This window comes from Enterococcus moraviensis ATCC BAA-383 (assembly GCF_000407445.1).
In the GTDB taxonomy this organism is placed as follows: Bacteria; Bacillota; Bacilli; order Lactobacillales; family Enterococcaceae; genus Enterococcus_L; species Enterococcus_L moraviensis.
Genome location: NZ_ASWB01000001.1, coordinates 392,521 through 414,098, shown reverse-complemented (window position 1 = coordinate 414,098; position 21,578 = coordinate 392,521). Strand labels below are relative to the sequence as shown.

General features: G+C 36.2%; 23 protein-coding genes and 1 pseudogene. 16 read left to right on the top strand and 8 right to left on the bottom strand.

The genetic code is table 11. The features are described 5' to 3' along the window. Positions 1-8 precede the first annotated feature (8 nt). The 6 genes from I586_RS01985 (at position 9) to I586_RS01960 (ending at position 5,217) form a co-directional block, all read left to right on the top strand. Positions 9-524: a metallophosphoesterase gene (locus I586_RS01985; protein WP_010764847.1), complete on the top strand. Its 516-nt coding sequence runs from the start codon at positions 9-11 to the stop codon at positions 522-524. A 178-nt stretch (positions 525-702) separates the two neighbouring features. Continuing rightward, positions 703-1,200, top strand: a complete 498-nt coding sequence (cbpB, locus tag I586_RS01980; RefSeq protein WP_010764848.1) for a cyclic-di-AMP-binding protein CbpB — start codon at positions 703-705, stop codon at positions 1,198-1,200. A 105-nt stretch (positions 1,201-1,305) separates the two neighbouring features. Continuing rightward, a complete protein-coding gene (dapD, locus tag I586_RS01975; protein ID WP_010764849.1) occupies positions 1,306-2,007 on the top strand; it encodes a 2,3,4,5-tetrahydropyridine-2,6-dicarboxylate N-acetyltransferase in 702 nt (233 codons plus the stop codon). A 183-nt stretch (positions 2,008-2,190) separates the two neighbouring features. Next, positions 2,191-3,342 carry an efflux RND transporter periplasmic adaptor subunit gene (locus I586_RS01970; RefSeq protein ID WP_010764850.1) on the top strand — a complete coding sequence of 384 codons (1,152 nt, stop codon included), beginning with the start codon at positions 2,191-2,193 and terminating at the stop codon, positions 3,340-3,342. Further along, on the top strand, positions 3,335-4,015 hold the full coding sequence (locus I586_RS01965) for an ABC transporter ATP-binding protein (RefSeq protein ID WP_010764851.1): 681 nt from the start codon (positions 3,335-3,337) through the stop codon (positions 4,013-4,015). The genes I586_RS01970 and I586_RS01965 overlap by 8 nt, the downstream gene beginning before the upstream one ends. Further along, positions 4,012-5,217 carry an ABC transporter permease gene (locus I586_RS01960; protein ID WP_010764852.1) on the top strand — a complete coding sequence of 402 codons (1,206 nt, stop codon included), beginning with the start codon at positions 4,012-4,014 and terminating at the stop codon, positions 5,215-5,217. Before I586_RS01965 ends, I586_RS01960 begins: the two co-directional genes overlap by 4 nt. 277 nt (positions 5,218-5,494) lie before the next feature. On the opposite strand, the gene I586_RS01955 is transcribed toward I586_RS01960, so the two are convergent. Continuing rightward, complete coding sequence (locus I586_RS01955; RefSeq protein WP_010764853.1) at positions 5,495-5,959, bottom strand: MarR family winged helix-turn-helix transcriptional regulator; 465 nt, start codon at positions 5,957-5,959, stop codon at positions 5,495-5,497. A 132-nt stretch (positions 5,960-6,091) separates the two neighbouring features. On the opposite strand from I586_RS01955, the gene I586_RS01950 reads away from it, so the two are divergent. Together I586_RS01950 and I586_RS01945 are read left to right on the top strand one after the other, a co-directional pair. Beyond that, entirely contained in the window at positions 6,092-6,532 is a 441-nt protein-coding gene (locus I586_RS01950) for a flavodoxin domain-containing protein (RefSeq protein WP_010764854.1), read from the top strand. Between the two features lie 118 nt (positions 6,533-6,650). After that, positions 6,651-7,778 carry an N-acetyldiaminopimelate deacetylase gene (locus I586_RS01945; RefSeq protein ID WP_010764855.1) on the top strand — a complete coding sequence of 376 codons (1,128 nt, stop codon included), beginning with the start codon at positions 6,651-6,653 and terminating at the stop codon, positions 7,776-7,778. Between the two features lie 167 nt (positions 7,779-7,945). On the opposite strand, the gene I586_RS01940 is transcribed toward I586_RS01945, so the two are convergent. After that, positions 7,946-8,878: a mechanosensitive ion channel family protein gene (locus I586_RS01940; RefSeq protein ID WP_010764856.1), complete on the bottom strand. Its 933-nt coding sequence runs from the start codon at positions 8,876-8,878 to the stop codon at positions 7,946-7,948. 139 nt (positions 8,879-9,017) lie between these two features. Here I586_RS01940 and I586_RS01935 point away from each other — a divergent pair, with 139 nt between their 5' ends. From I586_RS01935 to I586_RS01920, 4 genes and pseudogenes are all read left to right on the top strand, one after another. Continuing rightward, complete coding sequence (locus I586_RS01935; protein WP_010764857.1) at positions 9,018-10,034, top strand: branched-chain amino acid aminotransferase; 1,017 nt, start codon at positions 9,018-9,020, stop codon at positions 10,032-10,034. A gap of 157 nt (positions 10,035-10,191) precedes the next feature. After that, positions 10,192-10,884, top strand: coding sequence for a DUF6612 family protein (locus I586_RS01930; protein ID WP_010764858.1), 693 nt, complete (start codon positions 10,192-10,194; stop codon positions 10,882-10,884). 446 nt (positions 10,885-11,330) lie between these two features. Further along, positions 11,331-11,813: pseudogene (locus tag I586_RS17505) on the top strand (glucosaminidase domain-containing protein); the annotation flags it as partial. A 320-nt stretch (positions 11,814-12,133) separates the two neighbouring features. After that, positions 12,134-12,958: an aldo/keto reductase gene (locus I586_RS01920; protein ID WP_010764860.1), complete on the top strand. Its 825-nt coding sequence runs from the start codon at positions 12,134-12,136 to the stop codon at positions 12,956-12,958. A gap of 87 nt (positions 12,959-13,045) precedes the next feature. Here I586_RS01920 and I586_RS01915 read toward each other — a convergent pair whose 3' ends face one another. Further along, positions 13,046-13,765 carry a gamma-glutamyl-gamma-aminobutyrate hydrolase family protein gene (locus tag I586_RS01915; RefSeq protein WP_010764861.1) on the bottom strand — a complete coding sequence of 240 codons (720 nt, stop codon included), beginning with the start codon at positions 13,763-13,765 and terminating at the stop codon, positions 13,046-13,048. A gap of 163 nt (positions 13,766-13,928) precedes the next feature. After that, the gene (gloA, locus tag I586_RS01910; RefSeq protein ID WP_010764862.1) at positions 13,929-14,303 is read right to left on the bottom strand and encodes a lactoylglutathione lyase; all 375 of its coding nucleotides are present in this window, start codon (positions 14,301-14,303) and stop codon (positions 13,929-13,931) included. 173 nt (positions 14,304-14,476) lie between these two features. On the opposite strand from gloA, the gene I586_RS01905 reads away from it, so the two are divergent. Together I586_RS01905 and I586_RS01900 are read left to right on the top strand one after the other, a co-directional pair. After that, positions 14,477-14,920, top strand: coding sequence for an NUDIX hydrolase (locus tag I586_RS01905; RefSeq protein WP_010764863.1), 444 nt, complete (start codon positions 14,477-14,479; stop codon positions 14,918-14,920). A 367-nt stretch (positions 14,921-15,287) separates the two neighbouring features. Further along, a complete protein-coding gene (locus tag I586_RS01900; protein ID WP_010764864.1) occupies positions 15,288-15,731 on the top strand; it encodes a PTS sugar transporter subunit IIA in 444 nt (147 codons plus the stop codon). A 62-nt stretch (positions 15,732-15,793) separates the two neighbouring features. Here I586_RS01900 and yidA read toward each other — a convergent pair whose 3' ends face one another. From yidA to I586_RS01880, 4 genes are all read right to left on the bottom strand, one after another. Then, the gene (gene yidA, locus I586_RS01895; protein WP_010764865.1) at positions 15,794-16,603 is read right to left on the bottom strand and encodes a sugar-phosphatase; all 810 of its coding nucleotides are present in this window, start codon (positions 16,601-16,603) and stop codon (positions 15,794-15,796) included. Positions 16,604-16,627: 24 nt separating this feature from the next. Further along, positions 16,628-17,998 (bottom strand): HD domain-containing protein, encoded by a 1,371-nt coding sequence (locus I586_RS01890; protein WP_010764866.1) that lies wholly within the window; start codon positions 17,996-17,998, stop codon positions 16,628-16,630. Between the two features lie 187 nt (positions 17,999-18,185). Beyond that, positions 18,186-19,046, bottom strand: a complete 861-nt coding sequence (locus I586_RS01885) for a lipoate--protein ligase family protein (protein WP_010764867.1) — start codon at positions 19,044-19,046, stop codon at positions 18,186-18,188. Beyond that, positions 19,039-19,398 (bottom strand): hypothetical protein, encoded by a 360-nt coding sequence (locus I586_RS01880; RefSeq protein ID WP_010764868.1) that lies wholly within the window; start codon positions 19,396-19,398, stop codon positions 19,039-19,041. Before I586_RS01880 ends, I586_RS01885 begins: the two co-directional genes overlap by 8 nt. A gap of 195 nt (positions 19,399-19,593) precedes the next feature. On the opposite strand from I586_RS01880, the gene I586_RS01875 reads away from it, so the two are divergent. Together I586_RS01875 and I586_RS01870 are read left to right on the top strand one after the other, a co-directional pair. Then, a complete protein-coding gene (locus I586_RS01875) occupies positions 19,594-20,592 on the top strand; it encodes a thiamine pyrophosphate-dependent dehydrogenase E1 component subunit alpha (protein WP_010764869.1) in 999 nt (332 codons plus the stop codon). Then, positions 20,589-21,578: an alpha-ketoacid dehydrogenase subunit beta gene (locus I586_RS01870; protein ID WP_010764870.1), complete on the top strand. Its 990-nt coding sequence runs from the start codon at positions 20,589-20,591 to the stop codon at positions 21,576-21,578. Before I586_RS01875 ends, I586_RS01870 begins: the two co-directional genes overlap by 4 nt.

Here is a 21,578-nt window from a genome sequence, read left to right as displayed (position 1 = left end):
GGCTTTCAATGAAATATCTAGTAGTGAGTGACAATCATGGTGATCGCGATATATTGGTTGATTTAGCAGAAACTTATCGGGGAGTCGTTGATAAAATGTTTCACTGCGGTGATTCAGAGTTAGAACCCACTGATTCATTGTGGAATGATTTTCTTGTAGTCAAAGGGAACTGTGATTATGATCCTGAATTTCCCGATACGGTTGTAGAAAAAAGTGGAGACGATACTATTTTTATGACACACGGCCATTTGGCGAATGTGCGTTCAGGTTTGACGTCTTTAGCGCTATATGCGGATCAGGTTAAAGCAACGATCGTTTTGTTTGGGCATACACACGAAATCGGTTGTGAAGTTCGGGCGAATGTGTTGTATTTAAATCCAGGAAGTATTCGCCAGCCACGAGGTCCTATCCAACTGAAATCCTATGCAATCATTGAAAGTACAGCAGATCAATTTATTGTTCAATATTATGGGCGAGATCATCAGCCATTCAAAGAACTACATTTTGTCTTTAATAAAAAATAAGTAGAGGTAGCTTTTACTAGAGATAGTAGAAGCTATTTTTCAAAACAAACGTGAAGAAAATACGACCAAATCTTAATTTTTTTTAAGAGTTATGAAAAAAGTTTGAATTTAAAGACATTTGCATCCGTTTTCTGTACAATGATACTTGTGGCAAAGAAAATGAAATGGAGGCACTCCAATGATTGGAACTGCTGTAAAAGAATTACTATTAGAAAAACAAGAAACCTTTTTGATTCCGGCGGAAAATGTTGCGAATGTTATGTGTTTGAATCCGCTAAGTCATGCACTATTGGTTCTATCACAAGTGAAATATTCAAAAATCCCCGTATTAGATAAAGGTGATCGTTTTGTTGGGTTGATCAGTTTATCCGATGTTGTGGATAAAATGTTTGATATCACATCTGTAGATTTTGATAAATTAAAAGATTTTACTGTAGCAGATGTTATGGAAGTAAATGTCCCTGTAATTGGTGAGGAATGGGAATTAGAAGATGTTCTTCACTTGTTGGTTGATGCGGCATTTCTACCTGTCGTTGATGACAATCAATGTTTTAAAGGGATCATTACACGCAAAGAACTATTGAAAGCTATTAACCATATGGCACATGAATTAGAACGAAAAAATGTTATTTTACCTAAATCAGATGAAGATTCTAGAGAAATGAAAGTGATATGATTTTTATTTCCTTTTTTATGAGTTTCTGATATGCTAAACACTGAATTATAGCTTCAGTTCGTTTTACAGATCAAGCTATCATTTAATTTGAAGGGAGTTAGTTGGATGGACGCATATGAAATTATCAACTATATCGGGAACGCTGAAAAAAAGACACCGGTAAAGGTTACATTAAAAGGAAAACTTAAAGAAGTAACCTTTCCAGATGAGGTTCAAGCCTTTACGAATTGTAAAACTGGAACATTATTTGGTGAATGGAGCGTAATAAAAGAATTTTTAGAAAAAAATAAAGAGAGCATCGTAGACTACGTAATAGAAAATGATGCTAGAAATTCCGCTATCCCTATGCTGGATATGAAAGAAATCAATGCACGTATCGAGCCAGGCGCTATTATTCGAGATCAGGTTGAAATCGGTGATCATGCTGTAATCATGATGGGGGCAGTAATCAACATTGGTGCGGTGATCGGCGAAGGATCAATGATTGATATGGGAGCCATTTTGGGTGGACGTGCAACAGTTGGCAAAAATTGCCATATTGGAGCGGGTACTGTACTTGCTGGTGTTATTGAACCGCCTAGTGCTGAACCAGTTGTGATTGAAGACAATGTTTTGATTGGTGCAAATGCGGTTGTTTTGGAAGGAATTCGAGTAGGCGAAGGGGCTGTTGTTGCAGCTGGAGCAATTGTAGTTGATGATGTTGCACCGTATACTGTCGTTGCTGGCGTTCCAGCTAAAAAGATCAAAGACATCGATGCGAAAACGAAAAGTAAAACGAATATGATGGAAGAATTACGAAAGTTATAGATGAAATAAGTCCTTTTCTTTAAAGTCTAAGTGAGTAAACATACCTCTAGAAGGTGTGTTTACTCACTTTTTTGTTATATTAAACTTGCATTTATGTAAGTACAATGTTCGCTTATTCAATTTTCTAACTAACTATTTCTGATTATAATTAGTTATATAAGTTAAGTAGGAGGAACAAGTAATATGAAAAGCAAAAAAGTTAAATTCATTATTGGTGGTATTTTAATCGGGTTATCAGTGGGAAGTTATTTTCTCTTTTTTTCCTCTCCTAAAGATGTAGAACCTAGTTATAATGTCTTCACTTTAAATCCATTAGATCCACTTATTTTAAAAGGAGAAGTTAAACCAGCTCAAACAGAAGACATTTTTTATGATCAAGCGTTAGGTACAATCGCTGATATCCCAGTAAAACAAGATCAAGAAGTTAAAACTGGAGATAGTTTACTTAATTATTTAAATGGTGAAGCACAAACTCGAGCAGACCAACAACAACGATCAGTCAACAAAAGTAGCTTATCTGCTCAGCAAGCAGCTCAAAATTTAACTCGAGCGCAAACTCGTTCTAATGAAGCGCAAGCAACTCTAAATCAAAGCCAAGTAGAGCTTGATCGAGAAGTAGATCCAGAAAAGAAAGAAGAACATAAAGCGAAAGTAGAACAACAAAAAGCTGATCTAACAAGTGCTAATAATGAAGTAATACAAGCACAACAGGCACTGGACTTAGCCAATACCGAAGTGACTGATGAAGCGGCAGCGCTAGAAACGGAACAAGGGAAAGTTAGCTCAACAGTTAAAGCGACAATCGATGGCGTTGTTGTAGTAAATGAAGCAGGTAAAAAATCATTAGAACAGCCGTTGGTGCAAGTTTTAAGCAAGACAAAGCAAACAAAGGGAATTGTTACAGAATATGATTTGACTAAATTAAAAGTAGGACAAGAAGTCAGTGTAACCTCGATTGGTTCAAATCAAACGGCTAAAGGAAAAATCAATAGTATCAATCAATTGCCGAAAACAAACAACGGTGGTGACTCAGAGATTCCAACATATGAATTTATTGTCGATGGCGATTTTCCGTGGGCGTATGGGTCATCGGTACAAGTTTCATTACCACAGCCACAATTAGTTTTACCTGAACGATCTATTCTAACAAAAGACAATGAAACATTTGTTTATATTTATAAAAATGGACGAGCTGTGAAAAAAGACGTCAAAATTAGTGAGGTCAATGGGACGAAAAGCGTAGAGTCAGGTGTTTCCAAAGGAACTAAAATCATCAATGATCCTGATGAGTCATTAAAAGACAATGCAGAAGTGCAGGTGGTTGAAAATGATTAAACTTGAACAAATCAACAAATTCTATTCATTGGAAGAAGAAAAACTCCATGTTTTGAAAGATATAAACTTTGAAATTAAAGAAAAAGAATTTGTTGCAGTTATGGGTCCATCAGGGTCAGGTAAATCAACATTAATTAATTTGATTGGGTTTATTGATAAAAAATTTGATGGTCAGTATTTATTTGAAGGGAAAGAGATTACAGATTTTTCCGATAAAGAACTTTCGGCTATTCGAAATAAATCAGTGGGATTTGTTTTTCAAAACTTCAGTTTGATTGAAAATAACACGGTTTTTGAGAACGTTGAATTGCCTTTATTATACAACGGTTCGGCATATACGATTACAAAGGCAAGAGTTCAGGAAGTTTTGGGGAAAGTTGGATTAGCAGATAAAGGCAATAAATACCCTAAACAACTTTCAGGAGGGCAACAACAGCGTGTCGCAATTGCACGAGCTATCGTGAATTCCCCGCGATTTATTATTGCCGATGAGCCGACAGGGGCATTAGATTCTAAAACATCGGAAGATATCATGCAGTTATTTCAGGATTTAAACAAAGACGAAGGTGTAACAATCATTTTAGTCACTCATAATCCAGAGATGGTTTCATATTGCGATCGCTTGATTCGTGTTAAAGATGGAGCCATTGTTGAGGAGGAGTTGATTAAATGAAGAATTTCGTCATCTGGAAAACGGCATTAAAATCAATTCTGAAAAATAAAAAACGCAGCTTTTTAACAATGTTTGGTATTATAATTGGCATCGCATCAGTTATTACGATTGTCTCTATTGGAAATGGATTTAAGCGTGACATGATCGACAAGATGTCAATGACAAACACAAATGAAAATGTTAGTAACATTACATTTACTTATTATGATGTCGCGAATGCTTTTACAGAAAATGAAGTGTTTAAAAAAAGTGATTTTGATTTGATAAAAAATGTAAAAGGCATTAAGAAAGTTGATTTTTTTCAGCCAAAAATAAAATTGACAGAACGCCAAGTAGAACTCTATATTCGAGGGAAAAAACTAACAAAAAAAATAGAACGCGTTGAACAAACATCAGAAACACTGTTAGCAGGTCGACAACTAACTCAAACAGACAATGATACGTTAAATAAGGTAGTTGTAATCGATGAAGTATTAGCTCAAAAATTATATGATGATCCTGAAAAAGCACTTGGAAAAGGCTTTGAAGTAATGAATGAATTATTTACGATTGTTGGAATCAAAGCAAGTCAAAATGGTACATTATCGATGGAAAATCAAGCTCCATTGGCTTACTTTCCTCTTAAAAGCTACGATCATTACTTTAATAAGCCAGAAAGTCGCTCAATATTAAATTTAGAAATCGAACCTGGTGAGGATTTAGAAAAAGTAACAGCAGAAGTAATCAAACAACTGAATTTTAGTGGAAGTTTGAGAAATACAGGGGAATATGAACACTATAATCCCAAATCAGAAATTGATGAAATGGGCAGTATTTTAGATAATCTTACGCTATTTATTTCAGCAGTAGCAGGTATTTCATTGTTTATTGCCGGTGTTGGTGTCATGAATATGATGTATATTTCAGTTTCAGAAAGAACAAAAGAAATAGGAATACGCAGAGCTTTGGGCGCAACTGAAAAAGATATTAAAAAACAGTTTTTAGCTGAAGGATTAACGTTAACATTATTAGGTGGTTTGACAGGGTATCTTTTAGGGATGATCTTAGGATTGGTTTCATCTATGTTTCTCCCTTTTACTGTGCGACCAGATTTATTTACGATCAGTTTAGCTGTGGGGATTTCAACGATTATAGGTGTTGTCTTCAGTTATATGCCAGCGTCAGCTGCTTCTAAAAAAGATTTGATTGATATTATGAAATAATAGGAGAAAAGGTTAAGACATACGTGCTTAACTTTGACGTTTATCAGGCTTGCTTATAGGTTGGGACAAAAGTGTTTAACTCCGAGAAATAAGAAGGAGTTGCTTCTGCCTCTACGGTTCTCGTTTCACTCCGATCCTCGAAGCATCGAGGACCATTTGCTCCCACCGTCTATTCGGATACCAAGTGTCTGGGATATAACTCACAAAGTTATGACCCAGACACTTTTTTCTATTGTTGGATTCACTCTCATCTCGTTTTTGTTGGAATCTTTTTGGCTTACTTTTTCTGTAATTGTGTATCTAATACTGAAACTGCCTCTGACAAAAATTGATTAATGATTTGTAATTCTTTTTCAGAATAGTTTTTTGCGACGTTTTGCATTGCTAGATTTAACGGCTCATATGCTTGTTGGATTTCTTCCTTATCTTCATATGTAGGTACGATGATGACTCGTCTACGATCATTTGGATCTTTCTCTCGGTGTGCGTACCCGATTTTTTCTAATCGATCGATCAAAGCAGTGATCGTTCCAGTAGATAGACCAGTTTTTTCAGCTAATTCTCCTGCTGTAAGTGGTCCTAATTCGTTCAATAAATCAATTGAAATGTAATCATTGGCTGGAATACCTAAAGAGTGAACGATGGCTTGTTGGTGTAAGATAGACCGCGATCCGAAGCCTCGCAATAAAGAGGTAAGTTGTTCAATTGCAACAGTAGTGTTTACGATTTGATTGTTTGACAAATGGTTATCCTCGCTTTATGCTTAATATATCTCGTTTGACGAGATTCTTTTCTATCGAAATAAATTAGTACAAATCTATCATAACAAGCTTAATGCTATCTGTAAAGTAAAGAAAGAAACGAGGGTAAATGGATGAAAACATTGATCGTATATGGTACAAAATCAGGCGCATCACAGGAATGTGCTGAGCGTTTGGGCAAAGAAATCAAGGATACGGTCATTATGAACATTGAACAGGACAAACCAAATATAGAGAATTTTACTCATATTATTGTAGGCGCTGGTGTACGTAATGATAAAATGTATAAACCAATTCGAGATTTTTTGAAAAAAAATGAACAAGACCTATTAGCTAAAACGATGGCTTGCTTTTTATGTAATTCGAAACCAAAAACAACAGCGGATGTTATTATTGCTAGTATTCCCGAAGCAATTAGAGAACATGCCGTAAAGATTGTATCGTTCGGTGGCTATAAACCTTCTTGGGTTCCAGTCAGCGCAGAAAATAAGTTAAAAGGAATCGATTTGGACCAAATTAGTGAATTTGCTAAATACTTTTTAGATCAAGCTTAATGGGTGAAAAAGATTTTAAAGATGAGGTGGTGTGAAATTTCTGCTATTGCAGGATTGACAGAAAAATATTTTTGTTCAACAATAGGAGATAAAGAAACAGAAAAGAGGCAGATGAGTAGTGATTCAAGAACAATTGATTCAGATTCGAAGGCAACTTCATCAAATACCAGAAATTGGTTTAGAGGAAGAAAAAACACAAAAATACTTGCTTGAAATGATTAAATCAATCAACAAAGAGTATATGGAATGCAGAACTTGGCAAACAGGAATCATGGTTTTTGTACATGGTAAAAACCCTAATAAAACAATTGGTTGGCGTGCAGATATTGATGGATTGCCAATAACTGAGGAAGTTCATTCTGACTTTAAATCTGTTCACGCTGGTCAGATGCATGCATGTGGACATGATTTTCATATGACGATTGGGTTAGGATTACTGGAACAAATGACACTTGTTCAGCCTGAAAATAATTATTTATTTCTTTTTCAACCTGCGGAAGAAAATGAAGCTGGTGGTATGTTGATGTACGAAGCAGATGCTTTTGGCTCGTGGCTACCAGATGAATTTTATGGGTTGCATGTGAATCCTGATTTACCAGTAGGTAAGATGACGACTAAAGTAGGGACGCTTTTTGCAGCAACGTGTGAAGTCCAAATTACCTTAAAAGGAAAAGGAGGGCATGCTGCCTTTCCGCATGACTCAAATGATATGATCGTGGCTGGAATGAGCCTTGTTCAACAAGCTCAAACAATTGTGAGTCGGAATGTAAATCCAGTAGAAGGTGCTGTCGTTACTTTTGGTACGTTTAATGCCGGTACAGCGACCAATGTAATAGCAGGAGATGCAACGATTTCCGGGACGATTAGGACACTTACAGAAGAGATGAACCAATTAACCCAAGTCAGAATCAGAGAAATAGGAGAAGGAATCGCTAAATCTTTCAACTGTGAAGTAGACGTATTCTTGGATCAAAAAGGCTATCTTCCTGTAATTAATAATAAGCAAACAACAGAAAAATTCATCGCATTCATGGAACAAGAGCCAAATGTTGTATTTGAAGAAGCGGAAGTAGCTATGACTGGGGAAGACTTTGGTTATTTATTGTCTAAAGTTCCAGGCACAATGTTTTGGCTAGGTGTAGATAGTCCATATGGGCTACATTCTGCAAAGTTTGACCCAAACGAAGAGGCACTTTCTTTTGCTGTGGAGTATATCGGTCATTTTTTGAAATCGTTAGATAAATAAAAAAAAGAGTTTGGAACAGAAATGTTTGACTCCAAGAAATAAGCTGAAATTCACAGAAATTTGAAGAACAATTTTTGTGAATCTCAGCTTATTTCCGATGCCTTCAAATCTAAGCGAAGCGTAGTAGTTGCTGCTCCCACCGTTTATTTGGATACTAGACACTTCTTTTATTTTAGTGTGATCGGTGTATTTGGAATCGTAAAGTTTGCTTCAGATAATTTTTTTACATATTGGGCCAAAAATTCTTCTCTGATAGGCGCTTGTTTGCCGTTCAATACATACATCGTAGTCCGAACCGCAAAATTGCCATTTCCTAGGTCGACCATCCCAAAAATCGTAGGTCCTGTTTGAATACTTTCTGTATACTTTTCTTTTAGTTCCTGATTGACTTGATCGATAATCGCAGTGATTTGGTCATATCCTTCATCAGGCATGATTCTAACATCAATTAAAACTTGCATATTTGATCGAGAAAGATTACTTATTGTAGTGATATTTCGGTTAGGGATAAAATGAACCGTCCCATCTAGAGCTTTCATTTGAGTTGTTCGAAGACCGACCGCTGTTACGGTCCCTTCAATACCAAGCGCAGTTAAGCGGACGTAATCACCCACATCCATCTGTTGTTCTAAAATGATGAAGAAGCCTGTGATAATATCATTCATAAACCCTTGTGCCCCTAACCCAATCGCTACACCAGCAATTCCAGCTCCAGCGAGAAGGGAACCAACTGGCACCCCAACAACGGTTAACAATGAATAAACGAAAAAGAAAAAAAGCGTATATTGAAATGCGTTATTGATTAACGTGTGAAGTGTTTTCAGGCGACTTTCACTGAATGATTGTTTTTTGCTGTAATTCCCATATGTTTTATCAATCAGTGTTTTACCTATACGATTAAGTATCACAAAAAGGAGAATTAGAAATAAAAGGTAAATCGTTTTTTCAATTAAGGTGGCGATGATCTGATCCCAATTGATGCCATTCCAAAAGCGTTGAAGCGCGTTTACTTTATTTTCAGTAACCGTTTTTATATCAATGGTAGAATCCAATGTACTTTCAATTGTCGTACTAGATTTTGATTGTCCAAGAATAAACAAGGAAATCCCAACTTTCTTTTTTATCGATGATTATCTATCATTATACGTTAAATTAAAAAAAGATGTCATTAATTCTGTAAAAAGCTTAACAAATTCATTGGAAATATGTTACAATATTCTGAAAATAAGGAGTGATCGTATGGCAATTGATTGGGATAACCTAGGTTTTGATTATATAAAAACCCCGTTTCGTTATATTTCTACATGGAAAGATGGCCACTGGGACGAAGGGAAACTTACAGAAGATAACACGTTACATATTCATGAAGGCTCCTCAGCACTACATTACGGTCAACAATGTTTTGAGGGGTTAAAAGCTTATCGTTGTAAAGATGGCTCGATTAATTTATTTCGAGTAGATGAAAATTCAAAACGAATGAATAGAAGCGCTAAGCGTTTATTGATGGCTGAAGTTCCAGAAGAAAAATTTATCCATGCGATTGAAGAAGTCGTAAAAGCCAATGAAGCATTTGTTCCTCCTTATGGCAGTGGTGGAACATTGTATATTCGCCCTCTTTTGATCGGCGTAGGTGAAGGGATCGGTGTGAAACCTGCTCCTGAGTATTTATTTACTGTATTTTGTATGCCTGTAGGTGCCTATTTTAAGGGTGGGCTAACACCAACGAATTTTGTGTTTTCAGATTACGATCGTGCTGCTCCACAAGGAACAGGTGCGATTAAGGTTGGCGGTAATTATGCGGCTAGTTTTTTACCAGGAGAAGAAGCCAAGGAAAAGAATTTTTCAGATTGTATCTATCTTGATCCCAAAACACATACTAAAATTGAAGAAGTTGGGTCTGCTAATTTCTTTGGTATCACGAAAGATGACCGATTTATTACACCGTTATCTCCATCTATATTACCAAGTATAACGAAGTATTCACTACTTTATTTAGCAGAACATAATCTTGGTATGGAAGCAGTGGAGGAAGATGTTTATAGTGATTCTTTAGATCAATTCAAAGAAGCAGGCGCTTGTGGAACGGCAGCAGTTATTTCACCAATAGGAGGGATTCAAACCTATGATGAGTTTCATGTGTTTTATAGTGAGACAGAAGTAGGTCCTGTGACGCAAAAGCTTTATGATGAATTGACAGGTATTCAATTTGGTGATATTCCCGCACCAGATGGCTGGATCAGAAACATAAAAGTATAAGTAGCATTAGAAGGAAGTCGTCGTGATACTTACGTTGGCTTCTTTTTTCTAAGGGATTTTAGCACGTTAAAAAGACCTCGTATTTTTGATTTAGGTTTAGTATAATGAAGATTAGGGTATTTAGTTGAATCAAAAATAGAAAAGTTGGGGAGTCAAGATGAAAAAAATTGTTTTGGTATTTGCTTTATTGATTACATTAGCGGGTTGTAATAAAACACTAACAAAAGAAACAGCACTTAAACGTATGGAAGCACAAGAAAATAAGATAGATAGTTACGAATTGGATATGGATCTTAGTGTGAAGGTGAGCGCACTAGGTCAAAATAATAACTCATCAGTCGAATTGAGTACAGAAGTGGATCGCAAAAATAATCGGTATAGATCAGATGTAATAAATGCCGATGGAGAAGAACTTGAGGTCATTATAAAAGACGGAAAAGCTTACTTAGAAGATCGCCCTGGTGTTTGGAAAAAAACAGCAAAAGTCGATGCAAAAGAATTTAGCAGACAAGCCGATTATAGTGTGCCGTTAGAAGTACTTGGTTTGGTTACAGAAGATTTGAACTTTGAAACGACAGATGATGGCTATTATTTCACCTATGAAGGGTACGATAAAAAATTATATAAAACATTAAAGAAATACTATAATATTTCTTTTACAGGGTTTGACACGACTGAAGACTTGACGATTAAGATGGATATAAATGTAGATAAAAAGTCATTGAGAGTACAAGAAACAATGATAAAAGTTATTGGAAAAAATGAAAAAGGAAAAGTCAGTATCAACATTGATTCACAATATGATCAGTTCAATTCAATTGAAAAAATAGAGTTGCCAGAAGAAGATTAATCCTATCAGCAAAAGAAAATGACGAAAGAGTTTCGTTGTTTTCTTTTTTTTAATTTAAAATATAAATAAATGCGTATTACTATTCTAGGAAGAAAATTTTAGAATAGGAGATTCCCATGAAAAAGACAATGTTGTTTACTCTGTTAGTGTTGAATGGAGGGGTGATCCCAACGAATGCAGTTGGTTCATCTCTTACTAAGACAATACAATCTCAACGTGCAACCTTCGAGAAAGTGACAGATACAATCGAGAATTTAGAAGATATAACTGAACGTGCAGATAGTACCGAAATGCCACTAATTGAAAAAATGAATCAAGAAGACATGAGGACTATCTCGGATTCTGCTGATGAATTAGCAGGTGATGGAAACTTGGAACAACGTAAGGAGTGGTTGCCTAAGTTGTCGGATGTCACGCTACCTGAGCTTGTTCGTGGTCAAAATTTAAAAACAGATGTCTTCATTAAAATGATTGGAGAAGATGCAAAAAAGCTTGCTTCTAACTATAATTTATATGCGTCTGTGATGATTGCTCAGGCAATATTGGAGTCAGAATCTGGAAATAGTGAGTTAGCGCAATCACCGTACTATAATTTATTTGGTATTAAAGGAAATTATAAAGGTGCAGCTATTGTAATGAAAACTCAAGAAGATGATGGAATTGGCAATTTATTTACGATCGAGTCCTTCTTTCGCCAATATCCTTCTTACGAAGAGTCTCTAGAGGATTATGCTAAGCTACTCAAAGATGGTTTGGAGTGGAATTCTGATTTCTATAAAGGTGCTTGGAAAAGTGAAACAGATAGCTATCAAGAAGCAACATTATTTTTAACGGGTAAGTACGCGACAGATGTTCAATATGGAGAAAAATTAAACCATCTGATCGATATCTATCAATTGACTCGATATGATGAATTTAAGCATACAATAGTCAGTGACCTCGAAAGAACAGAGTTGAAAAGTGATAAAGTAAGTGAACAAACAGCAAGTATACTGACAATCCAAATTCCAAAAAAGAACGTGAAAAGGATCGTAAGGGAAAGGAAACTAAAATACCTTAAAAACTTAATGGGAAAAGTTAGGTTTAACTTACTTAAATTTTTATATTTGGTAAAAGGCTAGAACATCCGAATTTTCTGTTTCAAATAAAAAACCATCAAGTGACCAAGAAAACCAGTTGTTTGAATATAATCTTTAAAGGAGTATAATTAAATTGTACTTAGTTTTTCAAAGAAAGGAATGACGAAAACATGTCTTTTGAGAAAACAAAAGAGTTAGCAAATGGTTCAATCATCCCACGTTTAGGATTAGGCGTATGGCAAGTAAAAGATGGCTCAGAAGCTGTAGACTCTGTAAAATGGGCTTTACAAGCTGGCTATCGTTTGATTGATACTGCTGCAGCTTATAAAAATGAAGCAAGTGTTGGTGAAGGAATTCGAGCATCTGGAATTCCTAGAGAAGAAATTTTTATTACCACAAAATTATGGAATGCAGATCAGGGCTATGACTCAACCTTTAAAGCTTTTAATGAAAGTTTAGATAAATTGGGATTGGATTATGTTGATTTGTATTTGATTCATTGGCCAGTTGAAGGGAAATATAAAGAGTCTTGGCGGGCGATGGAAGAAATTTATCAAAGTGGTCGTGCCAAAGCAATCGGTGTTTCAAACTTTCATGAACACCATATTGAGGACATACTAAAAGAGGCAAGCGTTGTGCCGATGGTTGATCAAATTGAAATCCATCCTACCCTAACGCAAGAACCATTGCGTAAGTTTTTAGCAGAACATAAAATTGCAGTTGAAGCATGGTCTCCATTAGGACAAGGAAAAATTTTAGAAAATCCAACCTTAGTTGAAATTGGTGAAAAATATAATAAAACAGCCGCACAAGTAATTATTCGTTGGCATTTACAAAGCGATATCATTGTGATTCCAAAATCGGTACATGAAGACCGTATTAAACAAAATTTTGATGTCTTTGATTTTGAATTGACAGATGAAGATATCAATCGTATTGATGCACTAAATACGAATGAGCGATTAGGACCAGATCCAGATAACTTTGATTTTTAATTTCAGCTTATTTTCGAAGCCTACCGGTTATTAGGATATTAAGAGCCTGAAACATAACTTTTTTAGTTATGTTTCAGGCTCATTTTTTTATAATTGATTTACAAAATACTTGAATAAATCAAATTCTTTCGTATCAACATCAAAACGTAGTTCGGGATGCCATTGTACCCCTAAAATTCTTTGGCTACCATCAGCTGATTCGATCGATTCTACAATGCCATCATCAGATCTAGCTGTTACTTTTAATGAATGAGCCAAGGTATTGATCGCTTGATGGTGGTAGGAGTTAACCCGATAATTTTCACCAAATAGCTGATATAACACGCTATCTTGTTCGATTTTGATCCCGTGTGTTGCGAATTGTGGTTGTGTTGGTTGTTGTCCATGCTTTACTTTCCATTCAGAATATAAAGATAGATCTTGGTATAATGTGCCGCCTAATGCAACATTAATTAATTGCATCCCACGACAAACGGCAAAAATTGGTTTGTTTTGTTTTATTGCCTCTTTAATTAACGCTAACTCAAAAAGATCGCGGTTACGATTCGTTTCTTCTAGTTTTGGATGAGGCTCTTCACCGAAAAGGTCAGGAGAAATATCTTGTCCACCTGCTAATAATAACTTATCGATTTTAGAAATATATGCGGCCGCATTTTTTTCTTCGCCAATCGGTAAAACAATTGGTAGCCCGCCTGCATTTTGGATTGCTGTAACAAATCCTTGAGGTGTATAGGTTACATGGTTTCCGTTAAATACCTCAACAGATTGAATAATTTGATTTCCAGCTATGCCGATAATGGTTGTCATTTGATCACGTCCTCAATTAATATGTAGGATAACAGTGTATCACTTTTTTTTGAAATAAGGGTAGAAATGGCTTTTAAAACTAGTATTGAGTAATAGTAATGTATAAAAGAAACAGCTACCCACAATTTAGGAAAAAACTAAAAAGTGGCTAACTGTCTTTTTATTATTTAGTACGAATAACTTCGATTTTGTACCCATCAGGATCAGTAATAAAGTAATATGATGGAGGAGTTCCTGGTAAACCTTTCATATCAGTTACAGTGAAACCAGCATTTTTTTGTTCTTCATGTAGTTTTTCGATTTCATCTGTACTGATTGCGATATGACCGTAACCATTACCTAAATCATAAGCCTCATGATCATAATTATACGTTAACTCCAGTTCATAACCATCACCAGGTAATGTTAAGTAAACCAAAGTAAATTTATTTTCTGGAAAATCACGACGGCGGCTTTCTTCAAAATTGAATGCCTTTTGATAAAATTCCAGCGACGCTTCTAAATCTTTGACACGGACACAAGTGTGAGCCATTTTCATATGAGTCATCTTCCTTTCGCGAATGGATATTATCGCAGATAAAGTCTGAAATCTGCTGACAATTTCATAGTAGCATAGACTTTACATAAATTGTGAGTGAAATGATAAGATAATACTTGTTCATGAGAAAATTCTCATGTAAAATTAGATTAAAAGAAAAGGGAGTTGTTTTTATGGGGATACCGTCATTTGGTGAAAAATTGGAAACATTGGTCTATAAAAAAAGGCTAGGTGCTTACATTATTGTATCAAGAAACAACGCAACAGAAATAGTGCTAGTCCAAGCACCGAATGGAGCTTATTTTTTACCAGGCGGAGAGATTGAGCAAGGGGAGACGAAAGAACGTGCGATTCATCGTGAAATGATTGAAGAACTTGGCATCGAAGTTGTTATTGGAGATTATTTAGGTCAAGCAGATGAATATTTTCATTCGAGACATCGAAGTACAGATTATCATAATCCGGGCTATTTTTTTGTAGCCGATAGTTGGACACAAGTGTGCGAACCACTAGAAAAAACAAATACAATTTGCTGGGTATCAGTTGATGAAGGAATCGATTTATTGAAACGTGGGAGTCACAAATGGGCAGTACATAAATGGAAATCAACTCTATAAAGCAATCGAATAATCACAGAAAGTAAATCCAAACGGGTTTACTTTTTTTTCGAGAATTATCATGAAACAACTAAATACAAGGACTAGATTTAAACCGTTCGGTAGGATAATTGTTTTTCATAGAAACATTTTTTGAAATAGACAGATAAGCAAACTGTTTTTTTGAACAAGATACTTTACATTTGTTGCTCTGATTTTGTCAAATCGTTTTTTTAGTGGAATGAAGTCAGTTTTTTAGACCGCATTTTGTAAACACAGGTCACAAAATAAGGAATCAAAAGAGATTGAAACCGTTTCATATACAGATTATATTGTAGAAGAACCAATAAGTCGTACGCTTGGTGAAATTCAAAAGGAGTGTTGCATATTGTTAAGTGAGATGATCAAGGAAGAATTTATTCAACTGGGAATTGAGGTAGGCGATTGGGAAGAAGCCATTCGAAAATCCGCTGCACCGCTGCTTTCAGGAGGAAAAATAACAGCAGAATATATTGAAAAAATTATTGAAACCACTCAAACTTTAGGCCCATATATTGTGGTCACTAAACATGTTGCACTCCCTCATGCAAGACCAATCGATGGGGTAGAAAAATTAGGAATGAGTATCAGCGTGCTAAAAGAACCAATCGTTTTTGGCAGTAAGGAAAATGATCCTGTTAAATATATATTTTGTTTAGCTGCCACCGAAAACAATCGACATCTAAATGCAATGGCGGAATTAGTAAACTTGTTAGATGATCCACAATTTTTTTTCTTGCTTGATACAAGTCAAGATCCAAATGAAATTTATCATTACCTGGGCCAGAAATGAAATAGGTTTTAAAAATAAAGAAGCAACTTGCAAAAATGGTGCAAGTTGCTTCTTAAATAAAACTAGTCCATATATTTTAATAAGACTTCTGCAACACCGTCTTCATCATTGCTTGTTGTTTGAATATCAGCAGCTGCTTTAACACTATCAGTAGCATTTCCCATTGCTACACCGATACCAGCATATTCAATCATCGACAGATCATTCTCGTTATCCCCGATTGCCATGGTTTCGGATTGGGTGATGCCTAAATGCTCAGAAAGTTTAGCCAAGGCATTTCCTTTGCTTGCTTCTTTGTTTAGAATCTCATAGTAAAAATCAGTACTTTTAACAGTCGTGTACTTCTCGATGAAGCTATCAGGTAGCTGACTGATTGCTTGATCTAAAATTTCAGGCTCGTCAATCATCATCATTTTTATGATCGACATGTCTGGCGTCATCTCTTCTACTGTACGATATTTAAGTGGCATATCTACTAAATAGGCCTCATGGACTGTATATTTACCAATATCTCGATTCGCTGTATAAATGGCTTTATCATCAATTGTATGCAAATGAACGCCTGCTTTACGAGACATTAATTCTATTTCTAAAAAGTCATCCTGACTCAAGGAATATTGAGAAATGATTTCGTTTGTTTTTGTCGCTTGAACTAACGAACCATTGTATGTGATGACGTAGTCATTCTCTCCATACAAATCTAATTCAGCTAATTGTTCTTTGACACCAGGTAAGGGACGTCCTGTACATAAAACAATGTACATACCGTTCTCATTCGCCTTTTGCAGAGTTTCTTTCACTTTCGGGGTGATTTTTCGATTTGAATCTAGTAATGTTCCATCGATATCGATTGCAACTAGTTTGACTGTCATAACTTCCTCCTGTAGATAAATTCTCTAATTTTTTCCTTCAACTAATGCACCATTATGAATATATGCAGCAAATTCACGATAAGTGTCATCAAATAAATCATAGTGCTGTTGTCTTTTCGGGTCAACCATTTCTTTTGGGAAATAGAAGCGTTCATCGATTTGAGTCTGACCTGCTAGTGCTGCAACGAGATGACTGATCTTTGATAGCTCAATCAATGTGCCATCCTTTTGCATGATTTCAATTTGCGTACGATGACTGTTTTTTTCCGGACGATAAAAATCATAAGGCAGGTCATAGCTAGAATTAATAGCAGTGTAATATTTAGGATTATAGCCTACTTTTTCAATCAAGGCCGTTAGATGACGAATCGTCACAGAATCTTGATCACCAGAAAATGTTACAGATTTCAACGGTTTTCGGACTAAAAATCGATTCGCTAAGTCATTGAGAATAGGGTCCGGTAAAGAAGTCCATTGTGTAAAATAGGTGTTTAAGACGCCATCATCTAATTTTAAATATTCCTGTAATGAAAAATTACTTTTGAAAAAAGGAACCAAAAGCTGTGAATGTAACTGATAGTCCTCAGGTTGTTTTTCATATAATTCCTTTGCTCGATGTAGCAAGTGATCTAAAATGACTTCCATGCCACGAGAAACAGGATGGAAATAAACCTGTACATACATTTGATAACGGCTAACAATATAATCTTCGACTGCGTGCATCCCGTTCATAGCAAAAGCCAAGCCGTCTTTATACGGTCGTATCACGCGTAAAATCCTGGTTAAATCGAAGGTGCCGTATTCCGTTCCTGTAAAATAAGCATCTCGTAATAAATAATCCATACGGTCAGCATCGATTTGACTGGAAATCATTTGAACCACTTGAGGATTCGGATATTCTTTAGTAATGACACTAGCTACTTTGTCAGGAAAATCAGCCGAAACACGATTCAATATTTGAAATACTTCTGTTTCAGGAGAGGTAATGATTTCCACTGTGATCGCTTCGTGATTTGTGTTGAAGATGTGTTCAAAGGTATGTGAATAAGGTCCATGACCAACATCATGAAGAAGAGCTGCACAAAGTGTAACAAGCCGCTCGTCATCATTCCAACCTTCTTCGCCAAGTCGTTCGGACGAATAATTACGTTGGAAAATATCACAAATTCTCCGAGTTATTTCATAAACACCTAGAGAATGGGCAAAACGGCTATGCTCTGCACCATGGAATGTAAAAGAAGACGTACCTAATTGTTTGATTCTGCGCAAACGTTGAACCTCAGCAGAATTAATCAGATCTAAAATAACTTGATGCTGTACATGGATGTAATTATGAACAGGATCTCTAAAAACTTTCTCAATAGGTAAAATTTGATATTTATAAGGGGTTGACATTGCTTCACTCCTTTGCTGTGAAACACAGCGAATAATTTATGAGCTGATGTTGAACAGTACAACGACATCGAAGAGTTCGTTGTGTCCCAAAATGACTACTATTTTATTTTCAGAACCAAGTGAACAGGGAAATAAAATAGTGAAACACAGCGAATACGTTACAAGCTCATGTTAAACAAAATGATCATTATAATTGTTTCAACAGTAAATTTCTTTGGTGCATTTTATCCGTCTGTTTATTGATTTCAGTCTCAAACCAGTCAGAAGTTAGTAACTTAGGCACGATTTGCTCATCAATCGAAATGGACATGTTATCTAATAATACGCTAATTAACCTTTTTTTCACTTCATTGATCGTCATTTTTTTTTGAAGTAGGTCTTCCAAGTTTGCCATAACAGAAGGATTAACAGGTGGATAACCGTTTTTACCGAAATTCTCATGTAAACTTGTTTCATAAAATCGACGAACACTTTTACCTCGCCTTTGTTGATCGCCAGTAACGCTTAAATAAATCATGATAGCAGTACCATCTTTTACTCGTCGTTGAGCGATACCAGCAAATTTCTTGCCGTTAATGCTCAAATCAAATGTTCCTGGGCAATAGGATTCAGTGACTTCAAAGGCGTTGATACTATGGTTAGTATCTTCAAATGCACACTTTATCCAATCCCACATATACGTATAAGCTTCATCAATACTGATTTTTTTGTTTCCTTCATTTGGGAGAATCAATGAAACATTCAAAACACCCGCATCTGCAATGACCCCAAGACCGCCAGCATTACGGATCACACTATTATAGCCATCCTCTTTTAAAGCGTTCAGTCCACTTTTTAAATCATCGACTCGAGTATCTTTCATTCCTAGAATCATAGCCTGATCTAACTGCCAAAAGTGAATAATTGGTTGCGTGTTTATTCCTGCGAAGGTTGTTAAAGTATCCGTTAATGCAAAGGGAAGATAATAGTCTTTTTCAGTCAAGCAATGTTGATCATATAAAAAGACAGTCTCTGTATTATTTGTAAATAGTTCATTAAAATTAGTCATCTTGATCATCATCCTGTTGTACGCGCGACACGTAGTCCTTTACTTCTTTATTCATTTGATTATATTCATTCGTAAAACGCATTGGTTTACTGATAATCCTCATCGGCATGGTGGCTAAAAATTTACTGAAGTCTTGTCTAGCTTCTTCAGTTAAACGACCTGGCTTAGAAATTAAGCGTTCATAAAGATAATGATAAAACTGATTCATTGCATCAATATCGATACTCATTTGATTATGACAATCCGTACATTCAATACTTGAAATAATTTCATTCATATATTGAATACCATGGAGTGTCTCTTTTTGACAATGCATGCAAAATAACACTGCCTCTTCATCGTGAAATAACATTTTTTTCCACCTCCAATCTATATTATAAACGATTTAAACAAAAAATCATGCTAATCTGTACAGAAATAATTAGTAAAACGAATTAATTTTGAGGAAATAACAAATTTGATGAGAAAATCTTGCTATCAGTTAAAGAAAACTATAAAATGTTTACATATGATTCGAAAGTGAACAAATGTAAAATGAGGTGAGGGAATGGAGCAAAAAAAAATAGATACGGAGCAAGCCAGTGAAATAGCTAGCTTAAACGTTTTAAAAAAAATGTGGGAAATCCGTATTTTTGAAGAAACGATTCAAGAATTATTTGATTCAGGAGAACTGTATGGCACCATGCATCTTTGCATTGGACAAGAAGCGACAGCTGTTGGTGGTGCAGGTACTCTGAAGAAAAGTGACTGGATTGTCTCAACTCACAGAAATCATGGACATTGCATAGCGAAAGGAACCGATATCCGAGCTATGTTTGCTGAATTGCTTGGCAAGAAAACTGGTACAAATGAAGGCAAAGGCGGCAGTATGCATATCGCAGACTTAGCGGTCGGCAATTTAGGATCAAATGGGATTGTTGGAGCTGGTTTTCCTATTGCTGCAGGTGCTGCTATGACTGCTCAAATGCAAGGGACGGATCAGGTTGTTCTTTGTTACGCCGGAGATGGGGCAACAAATGAGGGCAGTTTTCATGAAGCATTGAATCTCGCCTCTATTTGGCAGTTACCCGTCATCTATTTGATTGAAAATAACCAATACGGTATGAGCAGTTCGATTGAACAGATGGTCAATATCGATAAACTTTCTGCCCGAGGGGAAAGTTACGGTATTGAAGGCATAACAATTGACGGCAACGATGTTGACTTAGTGACTAAAACAGTTGAAAAAGCAGTGAGTAAGGCAAGAGCTGGCGGAGGCCCTACCTTGATTGAGGCACTGACGTATCGTCATAAAGGCCATTCGAAGTCTGATAAGCTAATATACCGTTCAGAAGAGGAATGTCGTGAATGGCAAGAAACAAATGATCCAATCATACGGTTAGAAAAAAAGTTGATTCAACAAGGAGTAACCAATGAAGTTGAAATCAGGCAGTTAGAAATGACTGTTCGAAAAGAATTGAACGATATGGTGGCTTCTGTAAAATTAGATAACGAGCCAACGGTAGAAGATTTATGGACGCATGTTTATTCGGAGGATGTAGTATGAGAACAATCACCTATTTAGAAGCGATCAATGAAGCATTAGATGAGGCTTTGGCTAATGATGAACGTGTATTTCTTTTAGGAGAAGATATTGGCATTTACGGTGGAGGATTTGGTGCCACGCAAGGTCTTCAGGCAAAATATGGGAAACAAAGAGTTCGAGATACACCGATTTCAGAAAGTGCTATAACAGGTGCTGCTGTGGGAGCTGCTATGACAGGCATGCGCCCGGTGTTGGAATTACAATTTTCTGATTTCATTACCGTAGCGATGGATCAACTAGTCAATCAAGCCGCAAAAATTCATTATATGTATAGTGGAAAGGCAACAGTTCCATTAGTCATGCGAACGGCAGGTGGGTCAGGTACCGGTGCTGCCGCCCAACACTCGCAAAGCTTAGAAAACTGGCTAGCACATATACCAGGACTAAAAGTAATTCAGCCAAGTAATGCTTATGATGCCAAAGGATTGTTGCATGCGGCAATTCAAGACAATAATCCAGTAATGTTTTACGAGCATAAATTACTCTATAAAACATCAGGAACAGTTCCAAATGAACCATATAGGATTCCAATCGGTGTGGCTGATATCAAACGGCAGGGAGAAGATGTAACGATCATTGCAACAGGTATCATGGTAAATAAAGCATTAGAGGCTGCAGAAATAGCCGCATCTATAGGCATCTCAGTTGAAGTGGTTGATCCAAGAACTTTGGTGCCATTAGATACGGAAACTATTTTGGCGTCAGTCAAAAAGACAAAACGAGTGATTGTCGCAACTGAAGCAGTTAAAAACAGCGGCTTCAGCGCTGAAATAACAGCGATTATTGCTGAATCTAAAATTTCTATGGAACTAAATGCGCCAATTATTCGTTTGGGTGGAGCATTTGTACCAATTCCTGCCCAAAGAATGATAGAGGCTCAGGCAATCCCTCAGGTAGATTCATTGGTTAACGCTGTGAAGCAGTTGATGCTAAAAGAGGGAGATTGA

What these genes read in the sequence shown, in the direction of transcription:
- I586_RS01930 (WP_010764858.1), top strand. Translation starts at nt 10,192, where the DNA reads ATGAAAAAAATTGTTTTGGTATTTGCTTTATTGATTACATTAGCGGGT.
- I586_RS01915 (WP_010764861.1), bottom strand. Translation starts at nt 13,765, where the DNA reads ATGACAACCATTATCGGCATAGCTGGAAATCAAATTATTCAATCTGTT.
- I586_RS01920 (WP_010764860.1), top strand. Translation starts at nt 12,134, where the DNA reads ATGTCTTTTGAGAAAACAAAAGAGTTAGCAAATGGTTCAATCATCCCA.
- I586_RS01935 (WP_010764857.1), top strand. Translation starts at nt 9,018, where the DNA reads ATGGCAATTGATTGGGATAACCTAGGTTTTGATTATATAAAAACCCCG.
- I586_RS01985 (WP_010764847.1), top strand. Translation starts at nt 9, where the DNA reads ATGAAATATCTAGTAGTGAGTGACAATCATGGTGATCGCGATATATTG.
- I586_RS01950 (WP_010764854.1), top strand. Translation starts at nt 6,092, where the DNA reads ATGAAAACATTGATCGTATATGGTACAAAATCAGGCGCATCACAGGAA.
- I586_RS01960 (WP_010764852.1), top strand. Translation starts at nt 4,012, where the DNA reads ATGAAGAATTTCGTCATCTGGAAAACGGCATTAAAATCAATTCTGAAA.
- I586_RS01880 (WP_010764868.1), bottom strand. Translation starts at nt 19,398, where the DNA reads ATGTTATTTCACGATGAAGAGGCAGTGTTATTTTGCATGCATTGTCAA.
- gloA (WP_010764862.1), bottom strand. Translation starts at nt 14,303, where the DNA reads ATGAAAATGGCTCACACTTGTGTCCGTGTCAAAGATTTAGAAGCGTCG.
- I586_RS01905 (WP_010764863.1), top strand. Translation starts at nt 14,477, where the DNA reads ATGGGGATACCGTCATTTGGTGAAAAATTGGAAACATTGGTCTATAAA.
- dapD (WP_010764849.1), top strand. Translation starts at nt 1,306, where the DNA reads ATGGACGCATATGAAATTATCAACTATATCGGGAACGCTGAAAAAAAG.
- I586_RS01970 (WP_010764850.1), top strand. Translation starts at nt 2,191, where the DNA reads ATGAAAAGCAAAAAAGTTAAATTCATTATTGGTGGTATTTTAATCGGG.
- I586_RS01965 (WP_010764851.1), top strand. Translation starts at nt 3,335, where the DNA reads ATGATTAAACTTGAACAAATCAACAAATTCTATTCATTGGAAGAAGAA.
- I586_RS01875 (WP_010764869.1), top strand. Translation starts at nt 19,594, where the DNA reads ATGGAGCAAAAAAAAATAGATACGGAGCAAGCCAGTGAAATAGCTAGC.
- yidA (WP_010764865.1), bottom strand. Translation starts at nt 16,603, where the DNA reads ATGACAGTCAAACTAGTTGCAATCGATATCGATGGAACATTACTAGAT.
- I586_RS01885 (WP_010764867.1), bottom strand. Translation starts at nt 19,046, where the DNA reads ATGACTAATTTTAATGAACTATTTACAAATAATACAGAGACTGTCTTT.
- I586_RS01870 (WP_010764870.1), top strand. Translation starts at nt 20,589, where the DNA reads ATGAGAACAATCACCTATTTAGAAGCGATCAATGAAGCATTAGATGAG.
- I586_RS01890 (WP_010764866.1), bottom strand. Translation starts at nt 17,998, where the DNA reads ATGTCAACCCCTTATAAATATCAAATTTTACCTATTGAGAAAGTTTTT.
- cbpB (WP_010764848.1), top strand. Translation starts at nt 703, where the DNA reads ATGATTGGAACTGCTGTAAAAGAATTACTATTAGAAAAACAAGAAACC.